General features: G+C 40.2%; 21 protein-coding genes. 9 read left to right on the forward strand and 12 right to left on the reverse strand.

Annotated features, from left to right (window positions below; translation table 11 throughout):
- Positions 1-16 precede the first annotated feature (16 nt).
- The 3 genes from purD (at position 17) to prfB (ending at position 3,325) form a co-directional block, all read left to right on the forward strand.
- Positions 17-1,288 (forward strand): phosphoribosylamine--glycine ligase, encoded by a 1,272-nt coding sequence (gene purD / locus B1C82_RS08220; RefSeq protein ID WP_086447131.1) that lies wholly within the window; start codon positions 17-19, stop codon positions 1,286-1,288.
- A gap of 4 nt (positions 1,289-1,292) precedes the next feature.
- A complete protein-coding gene (locus B1C82_RS08225) occupies positions 1,293-2,138 on the forward strand; it encodes a hypothetical protein (protein ID WP_086447132.1) in 846 nt (281 codons plus the stop codon).
- Positions 2,139-2,221: 83 nt separating this feature from the next.
- Complete coding sequence (prfB, locus tag B1C82_RS08230; protein ID WP_086447133.1) at positions 2,222-3,325, forward strand: peptide chain release factor 2; 1,104 nt, start codon at positions 2,222-2,224, stop codon at positions 3,323-3,325.
- Here the strand turns inward: prfB and B1C82_RS08235 are convergent.
- The 4 genes from B1C82_RS08235 to B1C82_RS08250 are packed head-to-tail and all read right to left on the reverse strand — an operon-like array spanning position 3,322 to position 6,622.
- Positions 3,322-3,885 carry a TetR/AcrR family transcriptional regulator gene (locus B1C82_RS08235; protein WP_086447134.1) on the reverse strand — a complete coding sequence of 188 codons (564 nt, stop codon included), beginning with the start codon at positions 3,883-3,885 and terminating at the stop codon, positions 3,322-3,324. The two genes, prfB and B1C82_RS08235, sit on opposite strands and share 4 nt — an antisense overlap.
- Positions 3,882-4,556 (reverse strand): ABC transporter ATP-binding protein, encoded by a 675-nt coding sequence (locus tag B1C82_RS08240; protein WP_086447135.1) that lies wholly within the window; start codon positions 4,554-4,556, stop codon positions 3,882-3,884. The genes B1C82_RS08235 and B1C82_RS08240 overlap by 4 nt, the downstream gene beginning before the upstream one ends.
- Positions 4,556-5,803, reverse strand: coding sequence for an ABC transporter permease (locus tag B1C82_RS08245; protein WP_086447136.1), 1,248 nt, complete (start codon positions 5,801-5,803; stop codon positions 4,556-4,558). Before B1C82_RS08245 ends, B1C82_RS08240 begins: the two co-directional genes overlap by 1 nt.
- Positions 5,804-6,622 carry an efflux RND transporter periplasmic adaptor subunit gene (locus B1C82_RS08250; RefSeq protein WP_086447137.1) on the reverse strand — a complete coding sequence of 273 codons (819 nt, stop codon included), beginning with the start codon at positions 6,620-6,622 and terminating at the stop codon, positions 5,804-5,806.
- A 242-nt stretch (positions 6,623-6,864) separates the two neighbouring features.
- Here B1C82_RS08250 and B1C82_RS08255 point away from each other — a divergent pair, with 242 nt between their 5' ends.
- The gene (locus tag B1C82_RS08255; protein ID WP_086447138.1) at positions 6,865-7,236 is read left to right on the forward strand and encodes a DoxX family protein; all 372 of its coding nucleotides are present in this window, start codon (positions 6,865-6,867) and stop codon (positions 7,234-7,236) included.
- 453 nt (positions 7,237-7,689) lie between these two features.
- Here the strand turns inward: B1C82_RS08255 and B1C82_RS08265 are convergent, their stop codons facing one another.
- The 4 genes from B1C82_RS08265 to add form a co-directional block, all read right to left on the reverse strand.
- Positions 7,690-9,048, reverse strand: a complete 1,359-nt coding sequence (locus B1C82_RS08265) for an adenylate/guanylate cyclase domain-containing protein (RefSeq protein ID WP_086447140.1) — start codon at positions 9,046-9,048, stop codon at positions 7,690-7,692.
- An 88-nt stretch (positions 9,049-9,136) separates the two neighbouring features.
- Positions 9,137-10,504, reverse strand: a complete 1,368-nt coding sequence (locus tag B1C82_RS08270; RefSeq protein ID WP_086447141.1) for an SRPBCC family protein — start codon at positions 10,502-10,504, stop codon at positions 9,137-9,139.
- 19 nt (positions 10,505-10,523) lie between these two features.
- Positions 10,524-11,069: a GyrI-like domain-containing protein gene (locus tag B1C82_RS08275; RefSeq protein WP_167373766.1), complete on the reverse strand. Its 546-nt coding sequence runs from the start codon at positions 11,067-11,069 to the stop codon at positions 10,524-10,526.
- Positions 11,070-11,180: 111 nt separating this feature from the next.
- Entirely contained in the window at positions 11,181-12,515 is a 1,335-nt protein-coding gene (add, locus tag B1C82_RS08280; protein ID WP_086447143.1) for an adenosine deaminase, read from the reverse strand.
- A 119-nt stretch (positions 12,516-12,634) separates the two neighbouring features.
- Between add and B1C82_RS08285 the strand changes: the two genes are divergently transcribed.
- From B1C82_RS08285 to B1C82_RS08295, 3 genes are all read left to right on the forward strand, one after another.
- Positions 12,635-13,831, forward strand: coding sequence for a DegT/DnrJ/EryC1/StrS family aminotransferase (locus B1C82_RS08285; RefSeq protein ID WP_086447144.1), 1,197 nt, complete (start codon positions 12,635-12,637; stop codon positions 13,829-13,831).
- A gap of 93 nt (positions 13,832-13,924) precedes the next feature.
- Positions 13,925-14,164, forward strand: coding sequence for a DUF4160 domain-containing protein (locus B1C82_RS08290; RefSeq protein WP_086447145.1), 240 nt, complete (start codon positions 13,925-13,927; stop codon positions 14,162-14,164).
- The gene (locus B1C82_RS08295; RefSeq protein WP_086447146.1) at positions 14,142-14,420 is read left to right on the forward strand and encodes a DUF2442 domain-containing protein; all 279 of its coding nucleotides are present in this window, start codon (positions 14,142-14,144) and stop codon (positions 14,418-14,420) included. Before B1C82_RS08290 ends, B1C82_RS08295 begins: the two co-directional genes overlap by 23 nt.
- On the opposite strand, the gene B1C82_RS08300 is transcribed toward B1C82_RS08295, so the two are convergent.
- The gene (locus B1C82_RS08300) at positions 14,413-15,012 is read right to left on the reverse strand and encodes a hypothetical protein (RefSeq protein ID WP_086447147.1); all 600 of its coding nucleotides are present in this window, start codon (positions 15,010-15,012) and stop codon (positions 14,413-14,415) included. The genes B1C82_RS08295 and B1C82_RS08300 overlap by 8 nt on opposite strands.
- Before the next feature lie 94 nt (positions 15,013-15,106).
- Here B1C82_RS08300 and B1C82_RS08305 point away from each other — a divergent pair, with 94 nt between their 5' ends.
- The gene (locus tag B1C82_RS08305; RefSeq protein WP_086447148.1) at positions 15,107-15,922 is read left to right on the forward strand and encodes a carbon-nitrogen hydrolase family protein; all 816 of its coding nucleotides are present in this window, start codon (positions 15,107-15,109) and stop codon (positions 15,920-15,922) included.
- 36 nt (positions 15,923-15,958) lie between these two features.
- Here the strand turns inward: B1C82_RS08305 and B1C82_RS08310 are convergent, their stop codons facing one another.
- A complete protein-coding gene (locus tag B1C82_RS08310; protein ID WP_086447149.1) occupies positions 15,959-16,924 on the reverse strand; it encodes an MBL fold metallo-hydrolase in 966 nt (321 codons plus the stop codon).
- A gap of 2 nt (positions 16,925-16,926) precedes the next feature.
- Positions 16,927-17,457: a TetR/AcrR family transcriptional regulator gene (locus tag B1C82_RS08315; protein WP_234008241.1), complete on the reverse strand. Its 531-nt coding sequence runs from the start codon at positions 17,455-17,457 to the stop codon at positions 16,927-16,929.
- Positions 17,458-17,631: 174 nt separating this feature from the next.
- On the opposite strand from B1C82_RS08315, the gene B1C82_RS08320 reads away from it, so the two are divergent.
- Entirely contained in the window at positions 17,632-18,168 is a 537-nt protein-coding gene (locus B1C82_RS08320) for an inorganic diphosphatase (RefSeq protein WP_199775765.1), read from the forward strand.
- Between the two features lie 2 nt (positions 18,169-18,170).
- On the opposite strand, the gene B1C82_RS08325 is transcribed toward B1C82_RS08320, so the two are convergent.
- Positions 18,171-20,078 (reverse strand): adenylate/guanylate cyclase domain-containing protein, encoded by a 1,908-nt coding sequence (locus B1C82_RS08325; protein WP_086447152.1) that lies wholly within the window; start codon positions 20,076-20,078, stop codon positions 18,171-18,173.
- Positions 20,079-20,129: the final 51 nt, after the last annotated feature.

Below are 20,129 nucleotides of genomic sequence, written 5' to 3' on the forward strand. Positions count from 1 at the left end.
ATCGTGGTGAAATATTATGTCTAAAATCCTTTTAATCGGCTCCGGGGGTCGTGAGAGCGCTATTGCTTATAAACTTCGCCAGTCCCCTAAGCTAAGCCAATTACATGTTTTTCCGGGAAACGGAGGCTTTCCTGATTCTGAGATTTTAGCCCCAAATTCTTTCGATCTGAAAAGTAAATCGTCCGTTCAAAGCTTCATTCAAAAAAATGAATATGATTTAGTAGTAATTGGTCCAGAAGATCCATTAGTAGATGGGATCGGAGACTGGTTAGCAGAGATAGGAGTCCCAGTTTTCGGACCTTCTGCCTATTGTGCCCAGATAGAAGGCTCTAAAGAATTTGCAAAAGCATTAATGATAGAAGCCGGAGTCCCTACTGCTAAGTATGCTTCTTTCGAAAATTATGAATCTGCATATTCGTATGTTCAAAAAGAAGGAGCACCTATTGTAATCAAGGCTGATGGTCTTGCTGCAGGTAAAGGTGTAACAGTCTGCACTGAGCTCTCTCAAGCGACACATGCGCTAAAAGAGATCTTTTTAGATAATAAATTCGGAAAAAGCGGATCTAAAGTTGTTATAGAAGAGTTCATGGACGGACAAGAAGCCTCTATCTTTGCAATCAGCGATGGAAATACATATTTCACTCTTCCTGCTGCTCAAGATCATAAAAGAGCGTATGATGGGGATCAAGGCCCTAATACAGGCGGCATGGGCGCATACTGTCCTGCCCCGATCGTCACTAAAGAAACATTAGAAAAAGTGAATACACTCGTCTTCCAACCTGTATTCGAGATCTTCCGCAAGAAAGGAAATCCGTATAAAGGCCTTTTGTATGCCGGGTTAATGATAGATGGCAAAGGAAATCCGAGAGTTGTAGAGTTCAATTGTAGATTTGGTGACCCTGAGACACAATGTGTGTTACCGATGTTAGAAGGTGACTTACTCGAAATCTTCCAAGCGTCTGCCAAAGGGGCACTTGGAGATGTAAAAATAGGTTTGAAACCCGGAGCATCCACCGTAGTCGTTTTGGCCGCGGAAGGTTACCCCGATTCTTATGAAAAGAATATTCCTTTAAATTTACCTGAAACAAATAGTAAAGATCTTGTAGTTTTTCATGCGGGCACTTCAAAAAAGGATGGAAACTTAATATCGACAGGTGGAAGAATTCTAGGAATCTCTTCTTACGGTAAGGATCTAAAAGAATCTGTAGATAAGGTTTATTCTTATTTAAGCGGTTTCAAAATTTCCAAAACCTTCTTCCGTAAAGATATCGCGAGTAAAGCTCTTTAATTTTATGCCTTTTCTAGTTTCCGGAAATATCGATTTAGTCGAAAGGACGAACCTTCGCAAATTAGAAAAACATTTAGGGATTATTCTATCCCCTCATCAGTATCCATTAGAACAATATAATCTAATTCGCGCTTCTTTAAAACAAAAACTAGATTCGGATACTCTTATCCGCTCCATGACAAGAAGAGAACTATTATCTTTTATTTATATACTCACTCAATTCGGTGACGTAGTCCAAAAGGAAACTCCTGACGAGTATTTGGATGTGGAAAATGTTCCTGTCGTAATTGAATGGCAGGCTGGTCATTATATGATCCCATACGAAGTTTTGGATTTTTTAGCACAATCTAGAGTGTTCCGAAATCAAAACTACCTATTTGCATTGATACCTGCACTTCCAAGCAAAGAGAAGAAAGCATGGTTAGAATGGATCGGTGCAGGTTATGGCAGAACCTTCCCTCGCGAGATAAATCACGAACTATATTTTCAGTGCAGACATCTGCAAAAACCTTTCCAAGGTAAAAGTTTAGTCCAAGAGGAATCCATCCGACTGGACCAACTTTGGGCTCCAGGCAAAAACGAGACCGTGGATTGGTTCTATAAAGGGATTATGCCTTTTTATTCTTCCATGAAAGAACTACAACGTTCCGAAAGAGACCCATTTCTTCTGCATGTTTTAGATCTGATCCGCTCCGGAAAACTTGTCCTAAAACGCCTCCCGGAAGAATTTGGCAGAAAGGAAGAATACCAGCTTGTCTCAACAGTCGAAGGAAACACTCCTCAACTCAGAGATACAGTATTTAGCTGGGAAGAAGCCAGAGAAGAAAGCGAAGATTTCCTCTTCCGATAAATACTCTCTCTCCTTTACACTAGGATCTCGACTGCAGCCGTAAATTTGCAACAGATTAATATTATATATTTTATTGGACCGAAATGGAAGTTAAGAACGCCAAGGAACTGAAGCGCCTTTCTAAAGAACTTCAAGAGAACTTTTTAAATCGCTGGAAACTTTTGAATCTGGATAAGGACCAAGACCAGCTCAAATCATATAATGATCGTATTGCGGAGCCCACTTTCTGGGATAACCCTGACCAAGCAAAATCGATCAGCCAAAGAAAGACTGAATTAGAAAGAAAGCTGGAACCTTGGGTCAATATACGCCGAGATATATTAGATTTTCCTGATTTAGTCGAACTCACTTTCGACGAAAAGGGAGAGGATGGAGTCGATGAACTCAGCTCTGAGTACCAAAGACTAAAATCTGAATTCGAAAGACTGGAACTTTTAGGCGCTCTAAACGAACCAGAAGATATGAAGCCTGCATTCTTGAATATCCATCCGGGTGCTGGTGGAACAGAAAGCCAAGACTGGGCAGAGATGCTTTTCAGGATGTATCTAAAATATTTCGATAAAAAAGGATACCAGTACAGCGTTGTAGACTTCCAAGAAGGAGACGGTGCCGGTATCAAAAACGCCACCATACATGTGATCGGCGATTTTGCTTATGGATTTATGAAATGTGAAAATGGAGTGCATCGTTTGGTGAGAATCTCTCCGTTTGATGCAAACAAACGTAGACATACATCTTTCGTTTCCGTTCACGTAAGCCCAGAGTTGGACGACGATATTGATATCAAGATAGAAGATAAAGATATCCGAGTGGATGTATACCGTTCTTCCGGAGCGGGTGGACAGCACGTTAACACCACCGACTCTGCAGTTCGTATCACTCATATTCCAAGTGGGATCGTTGTTGCTTGCCAAAACGAAAGATCCCAGATCAAAAATAGAGACACTGCTTTTAAAATGTTAAAAGCAAGACTTTATGAATTGGAACAAGAAAGATTAAAAGACGATTTAGAAAAAAAATCCGGAGAGAAAAAAGACATCTCTTGGGGAAGTCAAATCCGCTCTTACGTATTCCATCCTTATAATATGGTGAAAGATCACCGTACAGATCAGGAAACTGGAAACGTGCAGGCAGTCATGGACGGAGATATAGAACCGTTCATCATGGCTTACTTAAAGACTCTTTAATATTTCTCCTGAACTCCTTCTAAGAAGATGGTAACGATTGCATCGAATGCCATCGTATTAGAATATGGACTTTGAAATAGGTATGTCGGATTTAAGATCCCATCCACTGCAGCTAATAAAATATCGATCGTCAACTCCGGTGTAACATCTTTGCGTATCTGTCCTGCTTTTTGTCCTTCCCGGAGAAGGTCCGCTAAACTCAATATCCTTTGCTTCCGAAAATCCCTCATAGTAATAAACAAATCAGGACGAACCATCTCTATATCTTTAGCAAATGTTTTGGACATCTTAGATCCTAAATCCGAAATGAAGAATAAGATCTCCTTCAGACGATCGATTGGATCTTTTGCCTTATCCTGCAAAACTTTATCGAACTTTGCCTGGACCTTCGATCTCATTAATTCGAAAACAGAATCGATTAGCTTATCCTTGGTATCATAATATTTATATAATGTTCTTTTGCTGATACCTATATGTTTTGCGATTTGATCTGTATTCGTTTTGGCAAAACCGGAGGATAAAAAAAGAAGAAAGGTTCTTTCCAAAATTCTATCTATCATTTCTCCTCCTTCCCATTTGAAATCATACCATCTACAAGTTTGATCTGCCTTTTGGCGGATTTTGCAAAATCAGGGTCGTGGGTGACCATAATCACCGTAGTTCCTTCAGTTTTGTTGATATCTTTAAAGATATCCATAACAATCTTTGCATTCGCTGAATCTAATGCGCCCGTGGGCTCATCTGCAAAAAGATATCTGGGTTTCATTACCAGTGCTCTTGCAATGGAAACCCTTTGCATCTGTCCTCCAGAAAGTTTAGAAGGAATATGATCCAACTTGTCCCCCAGATCGAATCGTTTCAAAAGACGAATCGCATCTTCTTTCTTTTCTTTCAGTTTTCCCGCTTTTAGAGCAGGCATAAGAACATTTTCAAGAGCAGTAAACTCAGGAAGAAGATAGTGAAATTGGAATACAAATCCCATATGAACATTTCTGAATGAATGCAGATCGGCCTGGGGCAAAGAGTCGATAACCCTTCCATCTATACTTATCTTTCCCTCGGAAGGATCATCTAAGCTACTAATCAAATATAAAAGTGTACTTTTTCCAGATCCCGATTTTCCAGTTAAAGAAACGAATTCATTTTCTTTTATCTCCAGGCTAATCCCTTTAATGATATCCGTAGGAGGTTTTCCAAAACTCTTTTTAACGTTTTCTAATATGATTCCCATTATTCCCCCCGAATGATCTCTATTGGAGAAAGTTTACTGGCAGATCTTGCCGGAAAAATACTCGCAATCAAAGTTGCAATAAATGCGAGTAAGAATGCTTGAAAATAGATAGAAGGAGCAAATGAAACCATCATCATTCCAGATTTGGTCTGCATAAGAGGATTAGAAAAAGATACATGCTCCAGTCTTCTACAGATTAGATTGCCGAGAAACATTCCTAAAACTCCTCCGGCCACTCCTAGTATTAAACCTTGGATCAGGAATATTTTCAGAATGTCATTTGCTTCGTATCCTATGGATCTAAGAATCGCGATCTCTCTTCGCTTTTGCCCGATCACAATGTTTAGAATATTATAAATTCCGAATCCTGCTACGAGTAATATTGTTCCTACTAAGGCGTAACGGATCGCATCTTGCATTTTAAATAAGGAAATAAATGTGGCATTTACATCTTCCCAGCTTTGCACTTTTACGTCGCCAGATTCTGCCCATTCTCTCGCCTTAAGAGTAGCCTTAGAGACATCCTTAAGACGAACCGCAATATCGCTGATACGATTCGGAGTCTGGTTTAAACTTTGGACATCTCCTAAATTTGCGAATGCAGTAGTCTCATCGATTGCCTTATTTCCCATTTGAAAAGAGGCTGCTATCTTAAAAGGAATCGGCTCCGACTTTCCTGTACTAATATAAATGGTGTCGGATATCCTAGCGCCCAATAACAGCCTCAAACCTTCACCGATCACTAATTTATTGCCGCTTTCTTTAATTTCTAAAAAATCACCTTGAATGATATTTTCATTAATCCTAGCGACTTTGGCTTGAAACTCCGGCTTCACCCCGATGAGTCGTCCTGCCTCTGCAATCTTTCCTCTTCTATATATTACTTTTATCTGAAGTTGTGAAGAACTTGCTTCTACTTCTGGATCTGAAGAAACCTTCTTTTGCCATCCTGCTTGGTTCTCAATCTGTTCAGTGTCCCTTCTTCCAGAAGGAGGAACTGACCAAAAAGGAATTTCCTTAGAATGAAAAAGCACCTGATCTAAATCCTTCTCTCCGATAATTTTCACCTGAGAAGAGATCCTAATATGAGCATCATTATTCACAAGTTGGTCGATTAGATATTCTCTTAAGCCCAACATGATCCCTGAGATCACTATATAAGCAGTCGCTCCTAAAATAATCCCGAGTAAAGTAAGGATAGTTTGTTTTTTACGGGCGGACATCTGCCTAAGAGCGATAAACAACATTTATTTATCCTCCTGGACAAGCACCTTATCTCCTAAACGCACATCTCCGGAAACAAGTTCGGCATATTCCCCATTCGTAAGACCAGTTTCTATCTTTCTAACGAGAACTTTACCATTTTCTAATACTTTAATTTTTCCAGATTGGATCCCTTTGATCGGAACTAAAATAACGTTTTCTTTACTCGAAGTCTCTATCGCGACATCGGCAGTCATCCCAGGAAGTATCTCGGAAGGAATTCCGATCGGAGTAATATGTACTTGGAACTGTCCGTCAGCGGGATATACAGACTTTACTTCTCCTTCAAAGTTTTTATCCCCTAATGCTTCAAAGCGGACCCGAACCTTCTGTCCTTTTTTGACTCTTACTGCACCCTTCTCTTCCAAAGATACTATTAGGTATCTTTTCTTAAGATCCATTACAGTCACAACCGGAGTCTGAGGAACGACAGTTTCTTTGGTTTCATACGCAACGTTAGTCACCACTCCAGAAAAAGGGGACCGCATGGTACCAAAACTATCAAACTCTACTAGAGGGGTTCCTTCTTGGACCTGGTCCCCTTCTTCTACATAAATCCTTCGAATGGCAGAAGGTATCGCAACCCTTAGATGATAAACTTCCGAGGAACTTACTGTCGCAAGACCGTATACTGATTCTATAATAGAGCCTTGGATAATTTCTGAAACATCCTTGTCGGAATTCCGACCCTTCCAAACAAAAAGTATAAGAAGTAAGAATATAGGGAGAAAGCCCCAAACAAGAAGTTTAGGTCTGTCCTTGAATTGAAGGATCCAACGAGCAAATGGAAGAGAAATTTTCATAACCTTGTCCTGATATTACTAGGACGAAACGTGTTTGAACAGTAAACTATTTTATTGCATTTTAGTTTACATTAATAAATGTCATTTTGGCAGTAATATTCTATCTCGAAAATCTTAGTAGTATTAGCATGCAGTATAGGAGTTCCTACAATCGATGACCAATCAGCCGTACCACTTTGATTTATATTTACAACTCAGCATGAATTTATAACTATATCGAATCTCGAATTCAGAGGATCTATATGAACAAAACAGTTATTAAAGTTTTATATTGGGCGACCACAGGTCTTATCGCTGTTGGAAATTTATTTGGAGCTTATGCATACACAAGTCAAAGCCCGCAGGTTTTAGAAGGACTCGCTCATCTAGGATATCCTGGATACTTAGCGTTAATTTTAGGGCCTGCAAAGGGCTTAAGCGCGATTGCACTTCTTTATCCTAAATTTCCAAGGCTGAAAGAGTGGGCTTACGCAGGAGTCACCTTTAACGTGTTAGGTGCTGGACTTTCTCATCTTCTTGCAAAAGATCCAAATTATGCGACTCCATTTATTTTCTTAGTTTTGGTTGCTGTTTCTTATACTACTTGGAGAAAACTGGAAGCTGAAAAAGCTTAAAATCTTCCAAAGAATAAGATAACTGGCGGGAAAGATTTGGGCGGCCCCCTTCGGGTCGCGCTGCTTCGATTTCGCTTACGCTCATCCGGACACAATGTGTCCGGACTAAAGATCTTCGCATCGCTGCCGCTGTTACTAAAACAAGAATATAAAGTTCAAGTAAAATCTTAATGTAGGAGCTCCTACAAGAGATGAAAAATTTGTTTGCCAGAATTAAAATTTTCTGATATGCGAATGGCAGCTCTCCCACAAGCCACTCCCCCCAATCCCAATGCAGGGTGGGGGCGATCTCTAATTCATGTTGGAATTCCAACATGAATTAATTTACCTACGTAAGGAGCGATCTTCACTTCTTAGAACCCGCGAGAGATCGAGCCGGGGTCAGAAAAATCGCGAATGCGATTTTTTGACCGGAGGTGAGAGCTCGGTCCGCAGGACGCGGCCAAAATATCTTTAAAAAGAAACGATTGGTTCTCTTCTTCCGAATTGTTTGCCGTATTCTTCCCAAAATTTTCCGTTTGGGTTTCGAGGATTTTTTCGATCTCTGAATTCCGGTTTTAATCCTAATAAAAAATACATCGCGGTCTTTTCTTTATTTTTCACTGGAAGTTTTCCGCGTGACTTGAACTGGAAATACTCATCTGTTAAATCGACAATAGATTGAGTCACGTTTACTTTACCGGGTTCGCTATTGGATTCCATTCGGCTTGCAAGATTGACCGTGTCTCCCCAGACATCATAGGAGAATTTTCGTGCGCCTATAACTCCTGCAACCAAGGGTCCAGAGTGGATACCTATCCTTGCCTTCCAGTTGGGACCTTTTTTTAATTTAGATAATTCTTCTAGACGTTCGAGCATTTCTAACGCAGCGAGTAAACTATCTACTGCGTGAGAAGATCTGTAAGAAGGAACACCTGCCACACACATGTAGGCGTCCCCGATCGTTTTCAATTTTTCTAATCTATGTGTTTCGGTCACTGAGTCAAAATGCCTAAAACAAAAATCTAATTCTTTTACAAGATCATTTGGGGTGAGTTTTTCTGCGATGGAGGTGAATCCGTAAAAGTCTGTGAATAGGACCGTGGCCTGAGAGATCAGCCTTGGTTCGGAGCTTCCAGTCTTCTTGAGTTCTTCTGCTGTCTCCCTAGGAAGTATATTTAATAAAAGTAATTCTGTTTTCGCTTTTTCTTCTTTGAGAGAGCGATCCGCATCCCAAGCTGCTTGTGCCAATTCTTTGCCTATAAAGGAAAACCATGCAACAACTAAGATCAAGCTAGTGAAGTAAAAGTAACTTCTATATTTAGGTTCTAAGCTAAGTATAGGATCGAAAAAATATGGTATGATATGAACTGCAACAAACAGCAGCGCAAGTGCTGTTTCCATCATATAGATATATTTTTTTTCTTCAGGAGGGAAGATATAAAATGGAAATGCAAAACTTGCGATAATATAAAGATCTAATCCTGCTTCTTGCGGCAAGATCCTGGAGATCATCAAAAGCTGCATTGTCCCTACAGCTGCGAGTAATAGTCGCGCTGCCTTATGGGAACGTATAAAATTAAAGAATAATACGAATGCATATCCAAATACATTTACAGTCCAAAGTAAATATAGCCAGATCGGAAACACTAATCCAAAAGAAGTGAATACAATATAGTAAACTAATGTAAATATTGCAGTGATCAATACCACTGCATTAGTAGCGACTATATATCTGGCTCCGGGTGCGTCTTCTACTCCGATCGATAATAATTTTTTCCAGATCCTTTCCGGCACCCGGCAATATTCGAACAAGGTTTTGAAAACGCTCATAGGCGACTATTTCGTCGGGATTTTCCGTAGTTGGAAATACTTATTTATCCGATGTAGCAAAATTCTAAAACGGCGAACATTCGGTATTCTAAGAAGAGACTTCGACGGTTTTTCGGATATGATCCAAAACCCTATAATGGATCTTATGCAAAATCCAATGGATCCAAACATTCCAATACGTAGTGGGAGCAAATTTATTTGAGAACCAGGTCCTGCCGATTAAAAGTGTCTCGTTCTTACTCAATGGAACCAGTTGGAAACTTCCTTTTTTGGAAGCAAAGTATCCGTCCAGATGTGTAGGTCTGATATTCTTATAAGGACTTAACTCTTTCATTGCATCCGGTTGGCGAACCACGTCGAACTCCAATGAATTGTTCTCGTCCCACTTAGTGATCTCTTCTATAAATACGCCGTTATTAAACTCGCAGTATCGAATAGCCCCAATCCCTTTTCCTTCTACCCTAGCTCGGACTGGATAAGAAACTCCTGCGTTAAAGATGAGTTCTTTCGGTTCCGGTATATCAGAAAATTCAAATAAACCTCTCCAGACCTTTTCTTTGGATGCGGAAATTTTTAAAGTGGTTTCCACCATGTACCAGTCCGATCCTTGATCCATATTCGCTTCTAGATAAGCGACAGAAGGCAAGATTAAAAATAAGAACGGTAAAATGGAGGATACAAATTTGGATTTTGCCTGTAGGAGATAAGCGATACCTCCTCCTATAAATCCTAAAAAGTAAGCCAATGGCGCAGCCATCATAAGACAGATGACCCCTTCCATCGCGATTATAAATGTCAAAAACCCAGCCAGAGAAATAGAACTTGCTGAGATCAATAATGCCTGTTTAAAATTTACGAATTCCGTTCTGGAATACAACGCCACGGAAGTGAATCCGATAATAAACGGTCCACCGATGAATAAACTAGCTCCATATGTCTTTAATATGTCCGTTGAAAAAAGACTGAAAAGAAGAGTGATACTCGCGGTGATGAGGATCGACCATATGGAAACGATAAGTTTGGATTTCGGGACGAATTCTGCGGAAGACTCCGATCCGCTTAAGTTGTACAAGTTTTCCGGCAGCAGACTTAGTAGGAAGAACATGAGAAAGTTTAAAGCCGGTACGAAAAACAAAATCACCCAAAAAGGACTTAAGCCGATGCTTCTCAGTCTTTTCAAACAAAGAACCGTCCCCAAATATAGGAACGGAAGAGAAAATCCTATTAAGGTAATATAGAAAACAAAATCCTCCGAAGAAGGATCCAAAGTGAACAACGCTGTCGGATTTTTAATATAATCGAGCGCCCACCATTCTCTGTTAAATACGAAATAGGATAAGGATCGGTCTATTCCGTATTTAATGAAGAAAAGTATAGTTCCTAATATAAAAAATCTTTTACGATCTATCGGGATCGAAACTTTTAAGATTTCTTTGAGTTTAGAATAAAATCCCATCTTTCGAATCGCTCCGGCATTAATCCAATGGGAACATATATTTCGTTTTTTTAACGTCGATCGGCTCATAAATCTCGATCGACACTTTTCCATTCATGTCACAACCTTTTTCAATACAGGCTTTTGTGAGTTCCGGATAAACTTTGAAAATCCCAAGAAAGATAGAAACGAAACTTTTCAGCGGAAAGTCAGCAGTTAAGTATCTTTTCTTTTCGATCACCTTATATTTTAAAGGTAAAGAAAACCCCAAAGGAACTTCCGTAATTGGCTCCGAAAACAAAGCCCCTACTTCACATCTTAATTTTTCTTCGGGAACCGTATTCGGATTATCCTTATAGATCCCAAATAGTTTGTAATTTTTGAGTCCCTTCTCCGGAAATTCTTTTTGGATAACCTCGTAAGTTTCTCCTACATTCCTATAATTTCCCATTCTATCATGCGAAAGAACATAGAACGGTCCTAATGTTTCTTCCTTTACCAGAACGGTATCGAATGCACCTAGATAGTAAAAATAACCGATCCCAGAAATAATTAAGGCAAGAATAACGCCTAAAAAAACTTTCAACTTCATTATAAACTCCGGAAGGGAATTCTAAACCAAATACTTTGATGATTTCAAGAAAGATTTAATCGAATTAAGTCCGCATGGACTTGATTAAAGGCAAGAAAGTAAGATCTATTTCAGGCTAGGCTCTAAAAGACCGTATTTCTCTTTTACTTTCTTAATTTGGGCTTCCATATCCTTCCAAAGTGTTTCTTTTTGAGGATGGAAGGTGGCATATACACCTTGTCGGATCAAATCTACGATCTCATCCAAGGAGAAGTCTAAAAATCTCCAAAGTTTGAAATATTCGTAAGTTAGATTGACATTAAATATTTCGGGGTCATCGGTATTGATACAAAGCGGAAGACCTTGATCGTAATAGTAACGAACCGGGTGGTTCTGTTCCTTACGAACATATTTCCCAGTAAACACGTTAGACGTAACACAAATCTCTATAGGGATCTTGTTTTCTCTTAGATAATTTACCAGCTCAGGATCTTGAATGGCAGAAGTTCCGTGGCCGATACGCTCCGCCTTACAAAGTTCTACTGCTTCCCAAATTGCCCAAGGACCATCATCTTCCCCAGAGTGAGCAACTGTTCTGAGTCCTGCTTCTTTAGCTTTTTTGAATACTTCTGCGTAATCTCGAGCAGGCCCCATAAGCTCTGCACCACCCAAACCGATCCCGATAACTTCCTTATGTTTGAGCTTTAGAACTCTATTTAAGTTGTTCATCGCATTTTCAGGACCAAATGATCTGGAAACATCGACAAGAAGTCGGATCTCAAGTCCATCCTTCTCCTTCTCTTCTCTAATACCTTCCACAAGTTGGCTTACCATTTCGTCGAAGTCCAAACCGTTTTGTATAAATTTAGAAGGAGCAAAGAAAACTTCGGTGTAAAGGATCCTGTTTGCTCTCATATATTCTGCGAGACTTCCCACAAAATAATAAAGGTCGGCAGGTTCTTTCACCAAACTCTGGATAAAGAAGAATACTTGGATAAAACCGTTTAGGTCTTTAAAATTAAACTTAGCTTCGAACTCTTCGTCGCTGAGTTGTATCCCGTTTTTGACCATGAGTTTTTTCATGGTGTCCTTATTGACGCAGGCTTCCAAGTGAAGATGGATCTCCGTCTTAGGTAATTCTCTGATCAGGTTGATAACATCCTGATCTTGTAATTTTTTGGAAGAAAGATCAGCAGGTTCTAAAAATGCAGAAGCTGTTCTTTGGCCTGAATCGTAAGCGTCTGTATCTCCTAAAAGCCAACGAGGTGGATCTGAAATTTCCAGATCTAGAAGTCGGATCCTTTCGTTCAGTAGATTATTGATCTGTTTGTCGAAAGAAATTTGGAGAGAAGAAGAATAAGGCCTGTCGGCTGGGAGTCGGCTCTTCAGACGGTTCAATTCGGAGACATCCCGGTCTAAGATCCGGATTCTTTCCAAAATTTCTGAGAAGGTCACGCCCACGGGAGCAGGGTAAGTAAAACCCCGTCGGATTTCAATTCAGAAAAAGATTCTGAAGGTTTTCCCCTTATCTTTTCCGGAAATCTTCCGATCCTAAAAGAAGCGCCGGAGGATTTTGTCTCATGATCACAGCAAGAAAAACGTTTTTACCTTTCGCACTCCCCTCGATTTCCGAAAGAGCAATCGAAGAAGTGGCGGCGGTACTACGCTCCGGCTGGATCACCCAAGGTCCGAAGGTAAAAGAATTCGAAGAAGAGTTTGCAAAATACACGGGAGCAGAATTTGCCCTGGCAATGAATTCGGCGACCGCTGGACTTCACCTTGCTCTTGAATCCATCGGACTTTGTTCCGAAGATGCTGTACTTGTTCCTGCAGTAACATTTACCGCAACGGCAGAGACAGTTTGTTATTTTGGAGCAGAGCCAATTCTTACCGACGTTGACCCAATCTTCAATCTGATGACTGAGGCTACCTTAAAGGAAACTATCCAAAAAGAATGTGTATTCTCCAAAGGTAATCTGGTTCATAAAAAGACAGGAAAAACCGTGCGTGCGGTAATGCCTGTACATCTTGCGGGTGCAGTCTGCGATATGGATTCAATCAATTCACTCGCAAAAGAATATCATCTTTATGTAATTGAAGATTCCGCTCATGCCTTCCCTGCGGTTCATAAGGGAGAGAAGATCGGAACCCACGGCGATTTTACAGTATTCAGTTTTTATGCTACTAAAGGGATCACTACCGGAGAAGGTGGAATGGTCACCACTCGTCATGCTCACTTCGCTGAAAGAATGAAACTGATGAGACTTCACGGAATTAACAGAGAAACTTACGGACGTCCTGGCTGGTATTACGAAGTAGTCTCTCCAGGTTTTAAATATAATATGAATGATATCGCTGCAGCGATTGGACTTGTGCAGCTTGCAGAGGCAGAGGATCTCTGGAAAAGAAGAATTCAAATCGCTGAAATCTACCGTTCCGAATTTGCAGACCTACCTTTCTTACATGTTCCTCTACCTGCGATTGAGGGAGAACATTCTTGGCATCTATTCAGGGTAGAAGTAGATACTGTTCCAGGAAAGATCAACAGAGATATTCTATGTTCTGAATTACAAAAACGAAATATAGGCTCCAGCCTTCATTTTATTCCTTTGTATGAGCATCCTTTTTACCAAAGATTCGGATACGAAAGAAAGGATTATCCGAATGCAGACGCGATGTATAAGAGAACTCTTTCTCTTCCTCTATTTGCAGGAATGACCGATGCAGATATTGAAGATGTTGTTACTGCAATAAAAGATATTTTTACAAATCTGTAAAAGTTCGAGAAATCGTCCGGAATCAATATTCCGGCTTTCATTCTATTATTCAATTGGTTTTGCCAAAGTTTTTAAAACTAATGGCGAAACCCGATGCCGACAGTTTTAAAAATATTCGGATATCGTTTTCATTTCTATTCGAATGAAGGCAATGAACCTCCACATATTCATTGCCGAAAAGAAAATTCGGAATGCAAATTCTGGTTAAATACTGTATTATTAGCAGAGAACAAAGGATTTCGAAACCACGAAGTTCGAGAGGTCGAAAGGCTTGTATTCGAATATAGAGAACGATTTTTAGAGGCCTACCATGAGTTCCACAACTGGAAATAATCTAGTTTCAAATGTGCCTGCTATCAAGGTCTGGGTAGAAAATCGTATGATCTATTTAGAATTGAACGATGGCAGAATTTTAGGATTTCCTGCTGACAGATTCAAACTGCTCAAAGCTGCCTCCGACTCCCAACTCCAAGAAGTTAAATTAGAATTAAAAGGACGTGCTCTCCGGTGGGAAAGCTTGGACGAAGACCTAACTGTTCAAGGAATTTTAGAAGGAAGATTTCAACTACCCTTGGAACATTCTACTTAAAGAAAATATAAAATAAAAATACCTTCACGAAAAGTACAAGAAATCCATCCTCTAAGTCGGAAGCTTCTTCTGCTTTTTCAAAAGAAGAAAGTGCGATCATCCATTCTTCTACTTCTTCTGCGATATCGGAATCATCGAATGCAGAAAGATCTATTTTTTTATAACCCGCTTTTGGGATCTCTACTCCGCATACCAAACATAAGTCCGAAATAATATCCAAGGATTCTTCTCGGACCAGTTCCGAAAATTCTCCCATTTCTTTGGTTTCGATCAAAACCGATTGCCCAAGCTCCAAGACATCTTCCATTACTGACTCGGAACCTTCTTCATCTGCTAAATCTCTCCAAGAACGTAATGCTTCCAGAAGAAGGTCCGCAAGTTCCAAAACTTTTTCAGAAGCTTCTTTTTTGTCTTCTTCCGACAGATTTTCCGGAAGGCCTTGTAGCCAGGAAGTTTGGACTGCTTGGATGGCCCCTTCTCCGCTGCTTAAATATCTGAGCAGCAAATAAACGAGGGCCCAAACATTCTCTTTATGTTTTTTTCCGGAGTAGAAGTTTTGGATAGATTTGAATTCTTTCAGGGCGAATGCCATACTTCTCCTAAATTTTGCCGGGAAGTCGCTTAGACAAGCAGAATGTAAAGAATATCATTTTGCATTTTGTCCAAGGATCTGAAATACTGAGTCTATGCACCGTTTTCTTTTAGGTCTGATCCAATTAAACAGTGGAACCGACGTAGACTTAAATCTACGAAAATGCGAAACCTTTATTCGTGAAGCTGCGTCCGAAGGTGCAAAGCTGATCGGCCTTCCTGAAAATTTTCCCTTCTTAGGATCTGAAAAGGAGAAGTTAGAAAGAGCAGAAGAGATCAAAACTAAAACGGTTAATCTTCTTTCTGATATATCAAATAAATTGAATATAACGATCCTTGCAGGCGGGTTCCCAAATCCCGCTCCGAACGGAAAGGTTTTTAATACTTCTATCATATTCGGACCAGACGGAAAGGAAAAATTCGAATATCATAAAATCCATTTATTCGATACTGATCCTGGAGACGGGATTGAATATAGAGAATCCAGAACCGTTGAATCCGGTCACGTTGTTCCGGAGACATACAAAAGTCCGGAGCTTGGAAATATATCTTCAGTAATCTGCTACGACCTACGCTTTCCAGAATTATTTCGGGAAATTGTGAAGAAGGATGCGGATATAATCTTTGTTCCTTCTGCATTTACTAAGATCACCGGACAGGCTCATTGGGAAATTTTGTTAAGGGCAAGAGCAATCGAGAACCAATGTTTTATATTTGCGCCTGCTCAAACCGGAATTCACTTAAAAGGAAGAGAAACTTATGGGCATTCTCTTGTAGTAGATCCATGGGGCCAGATCCTTGGAGATGCGGGAGAAGGAGAGAAAATCCTTTTAACAGAAATAGATCTAGAAGAAGTGCAGAAGGTCCGTAAGAAAATTCCTGCTTTAAAACATATACGAATCCATTCTTAAATTTTAAAGAATAGATTCGATTTTGTATGAAAAAGTTTATTCAGTCCAGTGTGGATATAATCCCAAACGATCTATGACTTCTCCATCGTGAGCAGGAACGACTTCCAGATTCGGATAGGCTTTCAAAAGAGAATGCACTCTATATATTTCCTTTCCAACTAGCTCTTGGTCTCTATCGACAATAGATCTAAGCAATCTGGTCCGATGAGAAGGAATTTCAAAGCCTTCTTTTGCCCAGGTAATATCGCCCGTAAAAAAGAATCGTTTTCCGGATGGCAAGTTCAAGAACATCCCTACATCTCCGGCAGTATGACCTTCCATCGGAACGAAAACAACCGATCCATCATCGAACCAATCTAAACTTTTAGAATAGTTCTCATACGCTTTAGAGGAAAAACCCAGATTTTTCCATATTATATTTTCCGAATCTAATTGTTTGGGTAAGTATCCCTTCTCCACCCCAAATTCTTGCAGATGTTTTCTACCATCTTCCGTGGACCAGATCCTTGCTTTGGGAAAATCTTCGACTCCACCTGCATGGTCCCAATGGAGATGTGAAAGAATGATGTCTCCGATCTTCTCTGCATTGATTCCATTTGCCTTTAACTGTGAGACTAAAGGATTCGGATTTTGATAAGTCACCATAGGTTTTACATAAAATCTATGGTCCTTATATTGTTCTTGGATTTGAGTTCCGAGACCCGAATCGAATAAAAAAGTACCTTTTGGATGCTCCACAAGAACAACACTATGATAGATCTGTTTTCTGTGAAATAAAGGACCGCCCTCGAATATGAATGCAGAAGACGCCTTCTTCTCCCCAGTTTTAAAGATCGTAAATTTGAGTTTGGTCAAACTGGAAGGGTTTTCTAGTCGAGTATCCTTGGATATTTTTTCCAACTCAGGAATTTCTGAAACTGCTAATTTAGGAATTCCTAATGCAGTACAAAATACTAAAAGTAAAAGAGCGAATATCGCCAAAAATGTAATTTTAAGTTTCATAATTATTTCTCCGAAACGAGAAGTTTTGCCGTTTTAGAAGCAGATCGTATCGCATTCGTATTTCGGCTTGTCCTAGAGATCAAAATGGCACCTTCCAATAAGGAAAGGATGCCTATTGCGAGTTCTGAAGACTTGCTCTCCTCGAATCCGTTCTTCCGGAAAAACGAATCCAATATGGAGATCCAATCTTGGAAAACAGCAGCGCAAGTAGAGTTAACTAAAGAAGGTTCCGAGGCTGTCTCGGAAGCAGTTGTCATGATCGGGCAACCCTTGGAAAAACCGGAAGATACGAGCCTATATTCCAAGGCAGAAAATATCCTTTGGATCCCGGCCGGAACAGATTTGGCAGAATCCAAAACCGCCTTCAATTCCTTGGCCAATTCGTTGCCAGATACCAGAAGAGCTAAGGAAGCCAATTCTTCCTTCCCGCCTGGAAAATGGAAATAAATGGATCCTTTGGGGGCTTTTGCGTCTTCTACGATATCGTTTAGCCCAGTTCCCGCATATCCCCCGATTTCCAATCGTTCTGCCATGGCACGAACCATCTTTTCCTTAGCAATTTCTCCCTTCTGACCCATAAAACCTTTAGATCAAATAAAAATAGACCGGTCAACATATTTTTAAAGTATGAATCAGATTTTCTACTTCCATCTTATCCTACGAAACTCCTTGCTCGGGCCCGGCTTCAGCCAAAAATATGGCCCATGATACAACATCCTTGGCACGAGGCCAGCCCTGGCCCAAATCCTCCTCACGAAATTCATGCACTTGTAGAAATTCCTTCCGGAAGTAAGGCAAAATTCGAAGTGGATAAGGAATCTGGACTCATCAAACTGGACCGAGTGCTTTTCGCTTCCGCTCATTATCCTGCTCATTATGGTTTTATACCTCAGACCTTGGGAGATGATAAGGATCCTTTGGATATTTTAGTTCTCTGTTCTGAGGAAGTTCCTCCACTTTGTTTGGTGCCCGCAAGAGTGGTCGGGGTCATGAGAATGATAGATAGAGGGGAAGGAGACGAGAAGATCCTGGCTGTCGCCTCTGGAGATAGAAGTTTTGACGGGATAGAACATGTCTCGCAGCTTCCTAACTCCTTTAGAGCAGAGCTGACCCACTTCTTCTCCGTATATAAACAATTAGAAAAAAAAGAAGTTAGAGTAGAAGAACCGGAAGGCCCCGAGGTAGCAAAAGAGCTAATCCTCAGAGCATTAGATTTTTATAAACAGAAGTTCCCTAAAAAGTAAGATCAGCCCAAGACCTCGTATACTTCGCTGGACTTGGATTTTCCTTTTACTTTGACTTTGCCTAATTTTTTAAAGGAATACTTTCTGCGATTCTTCAACTTGCGGTATGTATTTTCGCTAAGTAGAAGGTTCGCATGAAACTCTTTAGTCAATCCTTCGATCCTAGAAGCAAGATTGACCGCATCAGAGATGACTGTCCCGTCCATTCTTTCTTCTTCTCCGATCGTCCCAAGCATCAATGTTCCAGTATGCAGTCCGATACCTATCTGTATCGGTTCATAATGTCGATCCGCTCTGGATTGGTTTAAACTTTCTAGCTCTCGGAGCATTTCCATTGCAGCGTCCAAAGCATGATCTGGCAAACTTGGAAAGAGCGCCATGATCCCGTCTCCTAAATACTTATCTATGAAACCGCCGTGTTTTCGGATAATAGGCCCCATTTTTCTCATATAAGAATTCAAGAAGTCGAAATTGTCTTTAGGAGTCATCTTCTCTGAAAGTTTAGTAAAGGATCTGATATCTGAAAATAGGATTGTCATTTCTCTTTGGACCTGATCTCCCAAACCGATCTCTGTGATATCACTCTTATTCAAAAATTTCAAGAATGCTAATGGAACAAATCTACTATAGGCCTTGTTCACTTCTAACAAGTTATCTGATAAACGTTCTATGTATAAGAATGCCTGGGAAAAGCGGAAAGAGAGCAGGTAAGACTGTACAAATATGAAAACGAATAATCCTAATGGAAGATAATATCCTGTATTGATCACGGCTTGAGAGTATAAACTATCATTAATAGCAGCCGCAGTTAGGGCGATTACTCCTCCTAACGCCATTAATGATCCTTCTGCCTTGTTTCTAACCAAACGGACTAATACGAAGAAGATCCATAATATTACGAAAATTAAACATACTTGGAATGGAATTAGAGTATGAGTATAAATACTTGCGGGAGTAACCACCACAATAGCAGATACTACCAGGTTAAATCCGATGAAGAATTTTCTTAACTTAGCAGAGAATGAATTAGGATACAATGCATCAAGATAATAAACGAAGAAAGGAACGGCCAAGTAGAAGGAAATATATTCCAACTTATTAAAAAATTCCCAAGGTAGATGGGGAAATTTTAAAATCAGGAATCTTTCTCCGGTCACAAATATGCGCAAACAGATACTCGCGCAAAATGCTCCGAAAAACAAACCGGTCATGTCCCTTCTTCTTAAAGAATACAAACCGAAATGGTATAAAGCCATGATGATGATACTTCCAAACAAGAACATCTCACTGAAGGAGCTATTATCCCTGAAGTTCAGAAGATCAGCTTCCGTGCCCATCCTAAGAGATTCCCAAAGTCCCCCCTTATAATGATCAAAGTTCGAAATCTCTACTTGGAGTAACATTTCTTTGTTTGGTTGTCCAATCGAAACATATAGAGGAAGATACTGAGGACGAGATGAGTTTGCATCTGGACCTACAACACCATTCCCCATGATCTTCTTCCCATCCAAATAGATAGAAGCTGCAGTTCCTGCTCCTTGGAAATGCATCATTAACCTTCCCTGATTTTGACCAGGAATAATTTTTAAAGTATAAGTCCCGTATCCAAAAGCCATTAAAGGATTCATACCTTCCAGCTTGGGAATTTGGTTCCAGTTACCGGGAATATTGACTATATGAGTTTGAGCATCTTTATGTCCAAGATCCGGTCTGCTTACCGCCAACTTCATCCATTGGAATTTCCACTCACCATCTAATTTTACGATCCCATCTTCCCCAAAGTTCCAATCTCTTAGATCCAAAACCCCATTTTCTGCAAGGGGAGAAATTTTAGGGGAAGTTTTGTTTCGACAGGAGAATAACGTCAGGACCAGAACCAATATGAGTGGAAAAACTTTAAGAGATTTCATGTGATATCGATTTGAAATTGGACGAATAACGCCCCTGTTTTCCTCGGATCG

This window comes from Leptospira venezuelensis (assembly GCF_002150035.1).
GTDB classification, from domain to species: domain Bacteria; phylum Spirochaetota; class Leptospiria; order Leptospirales; family Leptospiraceae; genus Leptospira_B; species Leptospira_B venezuelensis.